Genomic DNA, 14,462 nt, shown 5'->3' with positions numbered 1-14,462 from the left:
CCCGGCGTCCCTAGGCGTCCTTGATCTCGCAGATCACGGCCCCTGCCGTCACCGTCTGGCCGACGGAGGCCGCCAGGCCCGTCACCGTCCCGGCCTTGTGGGCGGTGAGCGGCTGCTCCATCTTCATGGCCTCAAGGACGACGATCGTGTCCCCGGCCGCCACCGCGTCGCCGTCGGACGCCACGACCTTCACGATCGTGCCCTGCATCGGGCTGACCAGCGAGTCGCCGCCGGCGGCCGCCTTCTTGGCGCCGTTCGCGCCGCTGCGGCGGGGCGCCTTCCTGGCGGTCTCGGCACGTCCGCCGCCGCCACCGCCGAACCCGGAGGGCAGCACGACCTCCAGCCGCTTGCCGCCGACCTCGACCGTGATCCGCTCGCGCTCGGCGGGCTCGGCCGCCTCCACCGCCGCGTCGTACGGCGGGATGTCGTTGACGAACTCGGTCTCGATCCAACGGGTGTGCACGGAGAACGGCTCGCCCGTGAAGGCCGGGTCGCGCACGACGGCCCGATGGAACGGCAGGACGGTCGGCATGCCGCCGATCTCGAACTCGGCGAGCGCCCGCCGCGACCGCTCCAGCGCCTGCCGGCGGGTGGCGCCCGTGACGATCAGCTTGGCCACGAGCGAGTCGAACGCCTGCGGGACGCTCATCCCGGCCTCGTAGCCCGAGTCGAGGCGGACGCCGGGGCCGGAGGGGGTGCGCAGCGAGGTGAGCGTGCCGGGGGCGGGCAGGAAGTTGCGTCCCGCGTCCTCGGCGTTGATGCGGAACTCGATGGAGTGGCCGCGCAGCACCGGGTCGTCATACCCGAGCGGCTCGCCGTCGGCGACCCGGAACATCTCGCGGACGAGGTCGACGCCGGCCACCTCCTCGGTGACCGGGTGCTCCACCTGGAGCCGGGTGTTGACCTCCAGGAAGGAGATCGTGCCGTCCTGGCCGACGAGGAACTCGCACGTGCCGGCCCCGACGTACCCGGCCTCGCGCAGGATCGCCTTCGACGAGGAGTAGAGCAGGTCGCGCTGCTCCTCGGTGAGGAACGGCGCGGGGGCCTCCTCGACGAGCTTCTGGTGCCGCCGCTGGAGGGAGCAGTCGCGGGTGCTGACCACGACGACGTTGCCGTGCCGGTCGGCCAGGCACTGGGTCTCGACGTGGCGGGGACGGTCGAGGTACCGCTCGACGAAGCACTCGCCGCGCCCGAAGGCGGTCACCGCCTCGCGCACCGCCGACTCGTAGAGGTCGGGGATCTCCTCGCGGGTGCGGGCGACCTTGAGGCCGCGGCCGCCGCCGCCGAACGCCGCCTTGATCGCGATCGGCAGGCCGTGCTCGTCGGCGAAGGCGACGACCTCGTCCACCCCGGAGACCGGGTCTGGCGTGCCGGCCACCAGCGGGGCGCCCACACGCTGGGCGATGTGCCGCGCCTGGACCTTGTCGCCGAGCGCGGTGATGGCCGACGGGGGCGGGCCGATCCAGGTCAGCCCGGCGTCCTCGACGGCCTGGGCGAAGTCGGCGTTCTCGGCCAGGAAGCCGTACCCCGGGTGGACCGCGTCCGCCCCGGTCTCGCGGGCGATCGCGATCAGCTTCTCGACGTTGAGGTAGGTGTCGGCCGGGCTCTGGCCGCCGAGGGCGTGCGCCTCGTCGGCCACCCGCACGTGCAGGGCGTCCAGATCCTGGTCCGCGTACACCGCGACGCTGGTCAGCCCCGCGTCCGTGCAGGCGCGCGCGATCCGTACGGCGATCTCGCCGCGGTTGGCGATCAGGACCTTCTGCACCGGCGTGGTTCCTTCCTCTGGCCTTTCCCTGGCGCTCGCGAGCCTTCCTGGAGTGTAAGCGGGATCGACTCCCAGGAGATGACCACCCCCGGCATTGGGCAACTTCGGAGATTTCCGGAAAAGCCGCGCATAAGGATCTACGTCGATATTGTGAGCATGGTTGACCCTGAGACAAGAGGGACGAAAGGGGAATAGGATGGGTGACAAGGTCGGCGGAATCCTGCCCGACATGGACAAGATGGCCCAGACCTTTCGCACGCAGTCCGACGCGGTGATCTCGGTCCAGAAGGCTCTGGACGCCGAGGCCAAGAAGATCCCGGCCTCCTGGTCCGGCCCCAACGCTCAGAAGTTCCTCGACGCGTGGGAGGGCTACAAGAAGACCTTCGAGAACGTCCAGCAGACGCTCATCGAGGCTCAGGACGGGATCAAGAAGAACCGCGAGGCGATCGCCGCCGCGACCGGTTCCTGATCCGTGGCACGACGAGGGGGCCCGGCCGGTGCGGCCGCGGCCCCCTTCTGATTCCCCGCCGGCGTCCCCGCCCCCCGAGCGCCCCGCATCGCCCACGCCGGGGACAGCCCGCGTCCGGGCCCCGGCGCGTTCTCGAGGGTCAGCCTTCGGGGCGGGCGACCTGGACCTGTTCCCAGGCGCCGCCGATCACGAGCAGGCCGCGCCCGGCCGGGCCCGTCCCGCTCGCCAGGCTGCGCGGCAGCCGCACGCCCAGCAGGTCGCCCTGGCCGGGAGAGCTGGGCCGCAGCAGCAGGCCGTTGCGTGACTTCTTCATCGCCACGACCGGCCCCCGGTACATCGAGTCGAGGTCGTCGGCGCTGCCCGCGCCGATGACCAGCGACCCCGTGTCGCGCAGCTCGCCGACGTAGTCGGTGATCCACTCCGCCAGCTCGCTGTCGCCGCCGAGCAGCTCCAGGTCGTCGATCATCAGCACGTGCCGGCCGCCGGCTCTCGCGGCCTCCTTGACCTCGTCGACCGGGGAGTCCGCGGTGAACGAGCCGCGCACCCCCGGCCGTCCGGCGAAGTCCCGCAGCGGGCTGCGCCGGGGCGTGATGAGCACGGCCTCGTACGACCGGTCGAGCAGCGAGGCCAGCATCGTGCACAGGGCCGTGCTGCGCCCGGTCTTCGGCGGCCCGGCCACCACGATGCCCGGCCCGTGCTCCTCGGCCCGGAAGTACCGGACGCCGAGCGTGTCGCCGCCCACCCCGAACACCACGGCGTCGGCGGGCAGCGGGTCCTCCACCAGGGCCAGGGTCTCGGCCAGGCCGACCACCGGCGGCAGCGCGTCCACCCGGAACGGCCGCGCGGCGCGCGGGAGGTCGCCCGCGCGGGCCCGTGCCGTACGGGCGATCTCGTGCAGGGCGGCGACCTGGGCGGTGCCGGCCGGGTCGGCGGCGAGCAGGGCGACCTGCACCTCGCGGATCCCGGTGGACGCGCGGAAGCCGCGCCCCGGCGGGAAGTGCTCCGGCACGTCCTTGGCCTTGATCCCCACGTAGGAGTAGTCGATGGGGTCGGTGAGCTTGAGCACGAGCCGGTCGTCGAACTGGGTGGAGATCCGGCCGACCAGCGTCGACCGGTCGCCGGTCATGACGACCTTGACCCCGGCGCCCGCGCCCTCCTGGAGGATCTGCAGCCACTTGTCGATCAGCGTGCCGTTGTCGTACGACTCGAAGGCGGCCATGAAGCCCTCCCACCGGTCGAACAGCACCAGCACGTACGGCAGGGGATCGCCTGCGGCCGCCCGCTGCTCGGAGACGTCCGCGAAGCCCTGGGCGGCGAGCAGCTGCTGCCTGCGGGCGATCTCCTCCAGCAGGCGGTCGGTGAGGCGGGCCAGCCGGTCGGGCGAGTCGCGGCCGACGACCGCGCCCGTGTGCGGCAGCCCGACGAGCGGGAGCAGCGCGTTGTTGCCGCAGTCGACGGCGTACAGGTGCACGTCGCGCGGGTCGGTGTGGCGGCCGACGGCGCCCGCCACGGCACGCAGCACGGTGGACCGGCCGGTGCGGCTCGCGCCGCTGACCACGAGATGGCCTCCGGCGGCCAGGTCGTAGCACTCGGCGGCCCGCCGCTGGAGCGAGGGGATGTCGGCCAGGCCGAACGGCAGCCGGGTCCAGTCCTCGGGCTCCAGCTGGTCGAGCGTCAGCGCGTCCGGCAGCGGCGGCAGCCACGGGCTGCGCTGCTGCGCCACGCCCTCGGCCCGCGCGGCGTCGGCGACGGCCTCCACGAGAACGGCGAGGTCGGTGACCATCGTGGACTCCTCGCCGTCCTCGTCGCCGCGAGCCGGCAGGGGGAGGCCGAGCCGCGGCCAGGCCAGCGGCACGACCTCGACGGGCTCGGCGCGGGCGGGACCGGTGCCGGGCCGCCTGCCCCCGATGCGCGCCGACTGGACGGCGTGCAGCGACGACGCCCCCGACCTGACGTAGCAGCGGCCGGGCGTCGACTTGGAGATCGACGCGGCGCCGGGGGAGTTGATCACGTCGCTCGACTCGCCGCCGCTGGTCACCCGGAGCGCGATGCGCAGGTTGGTGTTGGCCGCGATGTCGGGGGTGACCACGCCGGCCGGACGCTGGGTGGCGAGGATGAGGTGCACGCCGAGGGACCGGCCGCGCCGCGCGATGTCCACCAGGCCCACGACGAAGTCGGGAAGCTCCTGGACCATCGCCGCGAACTCGTCGATCACCAGCACGAGCCGCGGCATCGGCTCCAGGTCGAGACCGCTGTCACGCAGGTCGTTGTAGTCCTCGACGTCCTTGGCGTCGGCGCGCAGCAGCAGGTGCTCGCGCCGCTTCAGCTCGGCCGCCAGGGACTCCAGCGCCCGCTCGGTGAGGTGGCCGTCCAGGTCGCTGACCATGCCGACCGTGTGGGGCAGCTTCGCGCAGTCCTTGAACGCGCTGCCGCCCTTGTAGTCGATCAGCACGAACGTCATCTCGTCCGGCCGGTTGGCCACCGCGAGCGAGGCGATCAGCGTCTGGAGCAGCTCGGACTTGCCCGCGCCGGTGGTGCCCGCCACGAGCCCGTGCGGGCCGTCGAGCCGCAGGTCGACGAGGTACGGCCCGTCGGCGCCGATCCCGATGGGCACGCGGGTCGTGCGCCCCCGCCGCCAGAACGCCCGGATCTGGTCGGGCCGGGGGTCCGGCATGCCGAGCAGGTCGAGCAGCCGGGCCGACGAGGGGATGGCGGAGTCGGCGTCCTCCCTGCTCACGTCTCTGACGGCGGCCATCGCGCGGGCCGTCCTGTCGCACCAGCCGAGCGTCACCTGGTCGCCGATGACGTCGCCGAGAGGGTCGAGCCCGGCGCCCCGGAGCCGCACCACCCAGGGCCGCTCGTAGTCGCAGACCGCGACCGCCGCGCACTCCTCGGGGAGCAGGCGCTGGTCGTCGTCCACGCAGATCGCGTACACCCCGGCGGTCGGGCCGAGCTGGAGCACCTGCGGCATGCCGGCCAGGCCGCGCAGCACCCGCGCGCCGTCGAGGACGACCAGGACGTTGTACGGCAGGTCGCTCGCGTACCCCTGCGGCGCGTCGCCGAAGGAGGAGTCGCGGCGGACGGCCCGGCGCTCGTTGATCCTGTTGACCAGCTCGGTCACCCGGCGGGCGGCCGACTCGGGGTCGGCGCCGACGAGGGCGACGCAGTCCTCGCCGTCGTGCGGCGCGCAGTGCGGGAGCCAGCGGACCCAGCTCCAGCTGCTCGCGGCCTCCGGGTCGGCCGACAGCACGACGATCGCGAGGTCTCGCGGGCTGTGCAGGGCCGCCGCCTGCGCCACCAGCCAGCGGGCCAGCGCCCGGGAGGCGGGGCGCGCGCCGGTCACGCCCATCACGCCGAGGCGGGGCAGCGGCACGGTCACGGGCACGGCGTGGGAGACGGGGATCGCGGGCAGCTCGCCCGGCGAGCCGCCGAGGCCGCGTTCGGGGACCAGTTCGATGTTGGCGGGCTGGTCTGCCAGGCCGATCCGCAGGTGGAGGGTGTCGGCGTCGTGGATGCGGCGCTCCCACAGCCGGCGGCGCGGGCCGGTCGCGGTGAGCAGCACGTCGGCCGGGTCGGGGAACTCGGCCCGCCGCTCGTCCTGGTCGACCCGGGTCAGCCGGTCGAGCTCGGCGGAGAACGCCGCCTTGCGCTCCCGGTACTCCTTGAGCGCCTGCCGGTGCCGTTTCTTGCCGTACCGGCGGTCGCTGTACCACTGCCCGACCATCGACAGCGGCGTGAGCAGGGCCATCAGGAGGAAGAGCGCCTGCTTGAACACGATGGCCATGACGACGCCGCCCACCGCGAAGATCATGGTGGACAGCAGCTGAAGCCGGTGGTGGTCGGGGCGCGCGGGCTCGGCCGGCACCTCGACCGTCCGCGTGCGGGCCGGGCCCACCAGCCGGGGCGGCCGGTTGTAGGCCAGCCCGCCGTCGGGCATGGGCGTCAGATGGGCGTCCGGGCTCTCCGGCACCCGCAGCGTGAGCACCGACGCCCCGGCCACCAGCACTCCGCCGTCCGGCCACGGACGCGCCTCGGTCAGCGGGCGTCCGTCGAGCGTGACCGCGGCCCCGGCGACCGGCTCGACGACGGTCTCGTGGGCCGACACGTGGACGTGCGCCGCGACCGGCGGCAGCAGCGGGTCCTCCACGGCCGCCGTCCCGGACCGGCCGAGGGTCGCCGTGCCGAACCCGAGCCGGTGGACCGACCCGGCGGCCGGACCCCCCGACACGCGGAGCTCCACGATGCCCGTCGGCTCGCTGCGCCAGGTCGCGGCCGCCGCGGCGGCCTCCAGCGTCACCAGGTCGCCGTCGCGCAGGGCATTGCCGACCGGCGCGGACGGGTCGAGCCGCCGCCCGTTGGCCCACAGGTCGGTCCGCGCGGGGATCCGCTCGTCGCCCCACCGGGGGTGCGGCACGACCTCGGCCAGCCGCTGCCCGGGTATGGACAGCGTCCTCGCGAGGGCCTCGGCCAGCGCGCCCACCGTCGTTCCGTCGTCGCCGCTGGCGATCACGTCGGCCGGGCCGTCGCCCGTCAGCGCGGTCAGGGAGATGCGCACGTCGTCTTCCTCGGGGGTGGGGGGCGGGGCAGGCGCGTCAGGGGGTCCGGCGTACGGGCGGCTCGTCCTCGTTCAGCAGGTCGGCGAGCTCGGCCGCCGCGGACGGCGACAGGTCGTCGGGCACGAGCGGGATCAGTGCCTCGGTGGCCGCGGGCTCGGCCGACGGGCCGGGCGCGGGCCCGGCCTCGATGAGGACCCACACCACGTCGTCGAGCGGATCGACGGCCTCCGCCTCGCCGGCCCGATCCGCGCCGCGCGCGCCGGCCTCCCCGGCGGCGCGGGCCGCCTCAGAGGTGGCGGAGCCGGCGGCGTCCTCGTGGGCGTGCGCCGCCTCGTGCGTGCGGGAGTCCCACACGGCGTCGGCGGCGTCCTCGTCGCCGCTGTGGTGCCAGCCGGTGAAGGGCAGCCGGCCGGCCAGCGCGGCGACCACGGCGCGGGCGTCGTCGCCGGGGAACTCGCCGAGCACCGCGGCGTTGAGCCAGCAGCCCGGCATCTTCCACTCGTACGGCTCGGGCTCTCCCCGGTCGGCGGGGGAGACGCCGAGCGCCTCCAGGACCCGGTCGAACGCCGCGGCCGTCCCGGCCGGGCCGTCCGTCCTGGCCACGACCGTGACGCCGGCTCGCCTGCTCATCCGTGTGTGACCCTTCCCGTTCCCCACTCGACGTTCAGGTGGCTGCCGTCCCCGGTCAGGACGGAGATGCCGCCCTGGCCCCTGACCTGCACGTCCCACTCGTACGGCTGGCCGCCCCTGCCGGGACCCTTGTGCCAGACGTTCCCGTAGGCGTCGACGAAGCCCTCGCGGCCGTTGAGCACGTCCTTCTGCGGGTTCCTGACGTCCCAGTTCTTGGGCGGGACGAACGGCACCGGACCGTCGGTCGGGAGGTTGAGCTTCTCGGCCTTCTCGGCCCACCGCGGGTAGCGCGCGTAGATCTTCTCGGCGTCGGTGTGCAGCCGGTTGACCACGCCGAGGGCGTCGAGGAGCCGCGTCGGGCTGTGCTTCAGGACGACCTTGAGCGTGTTCTTCAGCTCATCGAAGCCCTTCGTGATCGCCTCGACGTACTGCTCCAGTTTGCCGAGGTCGCCGATGGCGTCCTCGGGAACCTTGAAGAAGACCTTCAGCGCGGGGAACGCCTTGATCAGCTTCAGGAACGTCTTGACGGGTTTGGCCGCGGCGTCCCCGAAGTAGGGGATCATCGCCGCCATCGACAGCAGCGCGCCCTTCCAGTCGCCCTGGCCGAGCGACATCAGGCCGGACACGCCGTCCGAGATGGGCGTCGGGTCGAAGATCCCGGCGAGGTCGGCGCAGAGCTGGACCGCGTCGTACCAGCCGAGGCCGCCCTCGGGCAGCAGGTTCTCCGTGTAGGTGCCCTTGAAGAACGTCTGGACGATGTCGACGAAGGCGTTCTCGACGCCGGGGAAGGCGAAGCGTTCGTCGGGATGGGTGCCCACGGTCTGGAACAGCCGCATGGCGAGCTGGTCGGCGGGGTTGACCCACGTCTGGTCGCCCGGCGGGCGGCCGCGCTCGAACACCTCGGCCGCGTCGACCGTGGCCGCCTTCATGAACCGGCCCAGCGGGTCGCCGAGCTTGGGGTCCTTCGTGTTGACCCAGCCGGGGAGCATCCCGTACGCCATCGAGTTGATCAGGTCGAAGTTGTCGCTGTAGAGCTGGTGGGCCGCGAGGGGGTTGCGGGAGATCCCGTCGAGGATCTGGGCGGTCAGGTAGTTCCCCCCGCCGAGCTGGCCGAGCTTCAGCGCCCGGTCGCCGATCGCGACGAGCGTCTTGGTGTCCCAGACGCCGTGCTGGATCACCGCGGCGAGCGTGTAGAGGTCGGGCCCCTGCCCGTCGGTCCCGAACTTGTCGATCCAGGCGGCGTCGATGACGCCCCGGTGGCTCGCCACGCCCATGAGGGTGGCGAACGCCTCGAGGCGCTCCTCGTGCTTCGGCTCGTCCCAGGTGCGCAGGCGGCCGGCGATCCAGGCGGCCTCCTCCGGCCCGAGGGCCTTGAGGAACGCCTCCGCGAAGTCGGGGTCGTTCTGATATTTGATGATCTGGTCCCAGACGTCGTCCGGGAATCCGCCGGGCTTCTCGTACTTCCCGGCCAGCTCCTTCGCCTTGGCCTGGGCCTCGGCCGTGCTGGAGAACAGGCCGCCCCACTCGGTCTGCACCATGGGCGAGGTGAAGCCGTACTGGCTGTTCTCCTTGAGCAGTTGCTCGGCCATCGCCTGGCGGCGGTTCAGCATCGGCAGCTCGCCGCCCACCCACGAGGCCACCCCGGTCAGCGTCGTCACCGGCTTGGTCGACAGGCCCACCCGCTCGAACTCGGACTTCAGCCCGGGTATGCGGCTGTCGATCAGGTTCTTCGCGCTCTCCAGGTCCTTGATCATCGCGCGCATCAGCGCCGGGTCGATCCCGGCGAACTGCTGGCCGTCGTCGTCACGCGGTGCCACCGCTGCGCACCCCCAGTCGCTCGCGTTCCGGCCTTGACGAAACCCCCGACTCCCCGTGCCGTGTGCGGAGAAGCATAGCCATCCGGCCATGTACGGACCCGGTCATGCCGGGGCCTTCTTCGCGTCCTCCCTGAGCCTGGCGGCCGAGCCGCGCAGGTTCGCGGCGGCCGTCCGGCAGTCTCCGGCGAGCGCGGCCGTCTCGGCCCGGCGCTCCCGCATCCCGCCGCTGAACCGGTCGGCGGCCGGGCCGGTCCACACGTCCCTGCCCCCGGACGTCACGGTCACCGGCGCGAGCAGCCCGTCGAGGTCCTTGGCCCAGCCGTCGAAGCGCGTCGCGAGCCGCTCCTTGTCCTCGGCCTGCCGCAGCAGCGCGGCCCGGCTCGGGCCCTGGTCGTCGTGGGGGAGGGCCACGGGTCACCCGCCTCTCTTCTTCAGCGCGTCCAGCACGGGCTCGAAGTAGAAGCCCTGGATGGCGTTGAGCAGCAGGACCTCGTCGGCGGCGCTGAGCGGCGGCTTCCCCGCGTCGGCGAGGCGCTGCTTGTACCGGGCGAGCTGCTCGTCCGCGAGCGCCTTCGCGAGGTCGCTCGCCTCGCCGTTCTCGTTGCCGTGCCTGAACAGGCCGCCGACGAGCGGCAGGCTGGCGAAGAAGCCGTCGTCGCTGTCGAGGTCCTTGGCCAGCCGTCCGGTGACCGGCCACTTCAGCGCGTCCTCGAGGAGGTTCTTCCACATCGTGCTGGTGACCTCGCCCGGCACGAGCTTGCCCAGCCTGCCGATGGTCAGGTCGATCGGGAGGATCATCATCTCGACCGTCAGCCTGCGCTGCGCCTCGGCGTTCATGTCGAGCTCGTGCACGGCGCTGACCATGAGACCGCCCAACCCGGAGGCCTGCGCCATGGCCAGCGTGAACTTCTCCCGGTCCTTCGGGTCGTCGAGGTTCCCGCCGCCGACGTCCACGGTGGACAGGTATCCGCGGAAGGCGTCCATCACGGCGTCGACGCTCTCCCGGCGCTGGAACACCCCGGCGAACAGGTTCGCCAGGTCGTCCTCGCTCAGCGCGGCGTCCCAGCCCGCACCCGGGTCCATGCCGGACAGCTTCGGGTCGTGCCGCCACGCCTGCAGCCGCGAGATCTCCGGCAGGTACGCCTTGAGGTGGTCGGTGAAGATGTGGTTGACCTGCTCGTCCTTGAGGATGGAGGGCGGCTTCCCGCTGTGGGAGAAGATCTTCGCCACCTCCTGGAAGGAGGTCTTCCCCGTCGCCGGATCGTCGAGCTCCCGCTGCAGGGCGGTCACGAAGACGGCCTTGAGCTCCGGGTCGTCGCCGAGCATCCCCCAGCCCGCCCGGTCGGCGTACACCTTGGTGACGTTGTAGAACGCGGCGCGGCGGCGCGCGTCGGGCCCCGCGCCGGGGGCGAGCGCGTTCTCCAGCGCCTTCACGAGCAGCGCGTGCACCTCCGGCGTCACGTGGTCGCCGCTGACGTCGGGGCGCAGGAGCAGCTCGGCGTTCTGCGGGTCCTTCGCCAGCAGTTGCTGGAGGGCGTCCGGGTTCTCCGCGACGCCCTGCAGGAACCAGCGCAGCCGCCAGTTGCCGCCGGGGCGCCCCCCGGTGGTCGTGGCGGCCCACAGCAGGTACTGCCCCGCGTCCACGACGAACGACGTCGACTGCGGCGCGGCGGCGAGCAGCGCCGAGATCAGGTCGGGGGAGCCGTGCTCGACGAGGAACTTGTGCGTCGCCGTGGCGAGGCCGGCCGCGTCCGCCGAGGCGAACGCCTGGATCAGCGGCCCCATCTCCGTCTTGAAGCGCTCGAGGTCGTCCGGCTTCAGCCCGAGGGACTGGGGGTCGGTGTTGCCGTCGATCCAGGCGAAGAAGACGCCCCGGACGGCCGCCGGGGTCGCCCCGTTGAGGAACCCGGCGGCGTACTCCGGGTCGCCCGTCGCGGTGGCCGCCTCCAGGGCCGCCATGACCGTCTCCCAGTTCTGCCGGGTGCCGTCCTTCTGGTAGGCCTCGTACGCCTCCTTGAGCCGCCGGCCCGCCTCCGCGCCGGCGTCCCGGGCCTGGTCGGGACCCTCGAAGACGAAGGTGGCGGTCCGGAAGTCCTCACCCACCCGGGTGTTGCCCGGCACCGAGGTGATGGTCTGGATCCGCCAGGTGAGGTCGCGCCGGGAGTCGGTCAGGAACGAGCCGGACCTGTCGAGCACCTCGGCGCCCCGGGCCGTGGACGGGTAGTCGGTCCCTGCCTCGCCGATGCCCTCGGCGAGGGCCTTCTTCAGCCCGGGCACCCGGCCCAGCACGTCGCCCATCGTGGCGCACAGACGGCGGGCGCCATCGGGGTTGAGGCCGACGAACTCACCCATGCGGGCTCACCGGCCCAGCTCCATGTGCCAGAGCTTGGCCTCCTCGGGCGAGCACTTCTGCGGCGTACGGGCGAGCATCGCCACCAGCTCGTCGTCGAGGCTGTTCACGGCGCTGTTGTACGCGCCGCACTGCCCGGTCAGCCGGCCACCCCATTCCGTGGCCGCGGTGCTCGTCCACACCTTGCCACCGGCCATGTTCTGGGTGGGATTGTCCATCTTCGCCTTGAGTTCATCCTGAATTCGCTGAACTCGGGTCAGAAGCTGGGTCAGGTGGGTGTGCAGGGGATTCGTCACTTCCGCCACAGGCGCAGCATAGCCACCTTCACTATCGCTTAGACAGCAAGTTGCGCAGTTTGTCTGATTTGTCAGGATGGCGGCCTATAAAGGGTGAAATTTCAATTATCGAGTCATATGGCGTTCGACGTGCGAAGACGGCGCGAAACCCGTGTTGCTCTGGAGTTTGATGTGACCGGCGTTGTCCAGTCTCGCTATTGTCGTGATTTGTCACCAGCGTCCCCCACTCTGGAGTCCCGCTGATGAGGGTCACCGATCAACCGCCTTTTCGCAGCCCGGAGGCGCAGCGGCTGGCCGATCAGACGCCGCAGAAGCCGGCCGGTCCGGCACGGCGGCTCCCCGTCTCCCCGAGGGAGCGCAAGCCGGCGCTCGCGGCGCTCGCCGTGCTGCTCATCGTCGGCGGCGCGCTGCTGACCGTGACGCTGGTCCTGCGCAGCGGCGACCGCGTCTCGGCCATCGAGATCAAGGAGCGCGTGGGCGCCGGCCAGCCCATCCCGCTGTCCGCGCTCAAGGAAGTCCAGATCGCCCAGGACGGGCCGGGCTTCGTCTACTGGTCGGCGGCGCAGGAGATGACCCGCTACTACGCGGCCGTCGACCTGGTGCCGGGAACGCTGCTGAACCAGAACATGATCAGCAGCAGCTCGGCGGAGCTGGTGCCCGGCCGGGCCGTCGTCGGCCTGTCGCTCAAGTCGGGCCAGGTCCCGCCCGGCCTGGAGGCGGGCCAGCGGGTGCAGGTCATCTATGTGCCCGGAGAGAACGGCGAGGGCCAGCCCAAGGTGCTGGCGCACAGCGCGCTGGTGAACTCCGTCAGCGGGGCCGACCCCACGACGGGCGGCGGCAACGTGAGCGTCTCCGTCGTGGTCAGCGACACCGCGTCGCCCATCATCGCGGCCTGGGCCTCGTCGGGCCGGATCGCGCTGGCCTACCTGCCGGGGGCCGGGCCGTCCACGCAGGCGGACGTGTCGCCGTCGCCGGAGGCGTCGGCGAGCCCGGGCGCCCAGCCGACGGCGACCGCCAAGCGGCGCAAGGAGACGGCCCCGCCTACACCGCCCCCGGTGGTGAACCAGCCGACCGGCCAGCCCACGCAGCCCACGTCGCGGGCGACCACCGCCAAGCCCACTTCGAAGGCGAGCGCCACCCCCGGCGGCCTCGTGGACGGGCAGGGCTGACATGGCGCTGATCGCGCTGGCCGCCGACAAGGGGGCGCCCGGCGTCACCACCGCGGCCGTCGCGCTGGGCGCCGTGTGGCCGCGCGCCGTGATGGTGGCCGAGTGCGACACGGCGGGCGGCGACCTCGCGTACCGCCTGCCGGGGGAGGGCGGGGCGCCGCTCAACCCGGCGCGCGGCCTGCTCAGCCTGGGCGCGACCGCCCGCCGCGGCCTGCGGCCCGAGCAGATCAGGGAGCACACCCAGGAGCTCGTCGGCGGGCTGGAGGTGCTCGTCGGCATCAACGGCGCGGAGCAGGCGGCCGGCCTGACCTGGCTGTGGGAGCCGCTCGGGCAGGCGCTCAAGGGCATGCCGGCCGACGTGCTGGCCGACTGCGGCCGCATGGGCTCCAACCCCGAGATCGTCGACCTGCTGGCCCAGGCGGACGTCGTCGTGCTGTTCGCCCGGCCGACCCTGGAGCAGGTCGCCCACCTTCGGGAGCGGGTGGTCACGCTCGGCCGCGCGCTGGGCGAGCGCAGCCGCAGGCCCCCGGAGATCGGGATCGTGGTGATCGCCGAGCAGCGCGAGTACGGCAGGTCGCTCGCCGAGGTGCGGCGGGTCATGCAGGGCGCGGGGCTGCCGGACGTGGTGCTCGGCGGGCTCGCGTACGACGTCAAGGGCGCCGACCTGCTGCGCGGCGAATGGGGCGGGCGGCTCGACCGCACGCTGCTGATCCGCTCGGCCCGCGAGGTCGCGGCCACGCTGCTGTCGCGCGTCCCCCGGCCCGCCCCCGCCCCGGAGGCCGTCCGATGAGCCGGGACGGGCGCGTGAAGATCGACCACGGGCTGGTGAAGCGGTTCCGGCAGGAGGTCGGCGACCGGCTCGCCCATCAGCGGCGGCTGGACCAGGCGAGCGGGCTGCCCCCGATGACGGGGGAGGACGAGCGGCAGTTCGCCCGCGCGCTGATCGCCCAGGTGCTGGAGGAGCACGCCCGGGGCGAGATCGGCGTCGGGCGCACCCCGCCGACGGCCGAGGAGGAGGAGGCCCTGGCCGGCGGCATCCACGCCGCCCTGTTCGGCGTCGGCCGCCTCCAGCCCCTCCTGGACGACACCGAGATCGAGAACATCGACGTCAACGGCTACGACCGGGTCTTCGTCAGCTACGCCGACGGGCGAGAGGTGCTGGCCGATCCGGTGGCCGAGTCGGACGAGGAGCTGATCGAGCTCATCCAGATCCTCGCGGCGTACTCGGGGTTGTCGTCGCGGCCGTTCGACACGGCCAACCCGCAGCTGGACCTGCGCCTGCCGGACGGCTCCCGGCTGTCGGCGGTCATGGACGTCACGGTGCGCCCGGCGCTGTCGATCCGCCGCGCCCGCCTCGGCAAGGTCTTCCTGAGCGATCTGGTGGGCAACGGGACCCTCAGCCGGGAGATC

General features: G+C 72.9%; 10 protein-coding genes and 1 pseudogene. 4 read left to right on the top strand and 7 right to left on the bottom strand.

Annotated elements, in window-relative coordinates:
- Positions 1 to 10 precede the first annotated feature (10 nt).
- Positions 11 to 1,765, bottom strand: coding sequence for an acetyl/propionyl/methylcrotonyl-CoA carboxylase subunit alpha (locus MPTA5024_RS24190; RefSeq protein ID WP_036328261.1), 1,755 nt, complete (start codon positions 1,763 to 1,765; stop codon positions 11 to 13).
- Positions 1,766 to 1,961: 196 nt separating this feature from the next.
- Between MPTA5024_RS24190 and MPTA5024_RS24185 the strand changes: the two genes are divergently transcribed.
- Entirely contained in the window at positions 1,962 to 2,234 is a 273-nt protein-coding gene (locus tag MPTA5024_RS24185) for a WXG100 family type VII secretion target (protein ID WP_036328258.1), read from the top strand.
- A 139-nt stretch (positions 2,235 to 2,373) separates the two neighbouring features.
- On the opposite strand, the gene MPTA5024_RS24180 is transcribed toward MPTA5024_RS24185, so the two are convergent.
- From MPTA5024_RS24180 to MPTA5024_RS24155, 6 genes are all read right to left on the bottom strand, one after another.
- Positions 2,374 to 6,789: an FtsK/SpoIIIE domain-containing protein gene (locus tag MPTA5024_RS24180; protein WP_036328255.1), complete on the bottom strand. Its 4,416-nt coding sequence runs from the start codon at positions 6,787 to 6,789 to the stop codon at positions 2,374 to 2,376.
- Between the two features lie 37 nt (positions 6,790 to 6,826).
- Complete coding sequence (locus MPTA5024_RS24175; RefSeq protein WP_036328252.1) at positions 6,827 to 7,420, bottom strand: hypothetical protein; 594 nt, start codon at positions 7,418 to 7,420, stop codon at positions 6,827 to 6,829.
- Entirely contained in the window at positions 7,417 to 9,237 is a 1,821-nt protein-coding gene (locus tag MPTA5024_RS24170; protein WP_036328249.1) for a polymorphic toxin type 17 domain-containing protein, read from the bottom strand. The genes MPTA5024_RS24175 and MPTA5024_RS24170 overlap by 4 nt, the downstream gene beginning before the upstream one ends.
- Positions 9,238 to 9,339: 102 nt before the next feature.
- A complete protein-coding gene (locus MPTA5024_RS24165) occupies positions 9,340 to 9,648 on the bottom strand; it encodes a hypothetical protein (protein ID WP_036328246.1) in 309 nt (102 codons plus the stop codon).
- A 3-nt stretch (positions 9,649 to 9,651) separates the two neighbouring features.
- Complete coding sequence (locus tag MPTA5024_RS24160) at positions 9,652 to 11,589, bottom strand: hypothetical protein (RefSeq protein ID WP_036328243.1); 1,938 nt, start codon at positions 11,587 to 11,589, stop codon at positions 9,652 to 9,654.
- Between the two features lie 6 nt (positions 11,590 to 11,595).
- Positions 11,596 to 11,892, bottom strand: coding sequence for a hypothetical protein (locus MPTA5024_RS24155; RefSeq protein ID WP_157099686.1), 297 nt, complete (start codon positions 11,890 to 11,892; stop codon positions 11,596 to 11,598).
- A 233-nt stretch (positions 11,893 to 12,125) separates the two neighbouring features.
- On the opposite strand from MPTA5024_RS24155, the gene MPTA5024_RS24150 reads away from it, so the two are divergent.
- From MPTA5024_RS24150 to MPTA5024_RS24140, 3 genes and pseudogenes are all read left to right on the top strand, one after another.
- The gene (locus MPTA5024_RS24150; protein WP_063794755.1) at positions 12,126 to 13,052 is read left to right on the top strand and encodes a hypothetical protein; all 927 of its coding nucleotides are present in this window, start codon (positions 12,126 to 12,128) and stop codon (positions 13,050 to 13,052) included.
- Position 13,053: 1 nt separating this feature from the next.
- Complete coding sequence (locus MPTA5024_RS24145; protein WP_036328239.1) at positions 13,054 to 13,842, top strand: hypothetical protein; 789 nt, start codon at positions 13,054 to 13,056, stop codon at positions 13,840 to 13,842.
- Between the two features lie 14 nt (positions 13,843 to 13,856).
- Positions 13,857 to 14,462, top strand: a pseudogene (locus MPTA5024_RS24140) (CpaF family protein); the annotation flags it as partial.

Source organism: Microbispora sp. ATCC PTA-5024 (genome assembly GCF_000511135.2).
Taxonomy (GTDB): Bacteria; Actinomycetota; Actinomycetes; order Streptosporangiales; family Streptosporangiaceae; genus Microbispora; species Microbispora corallina.
Note: the sequence above shows the minus strand (reverse complement) of the source record. Positions and strands in the feature narration are given on the sequence as shown.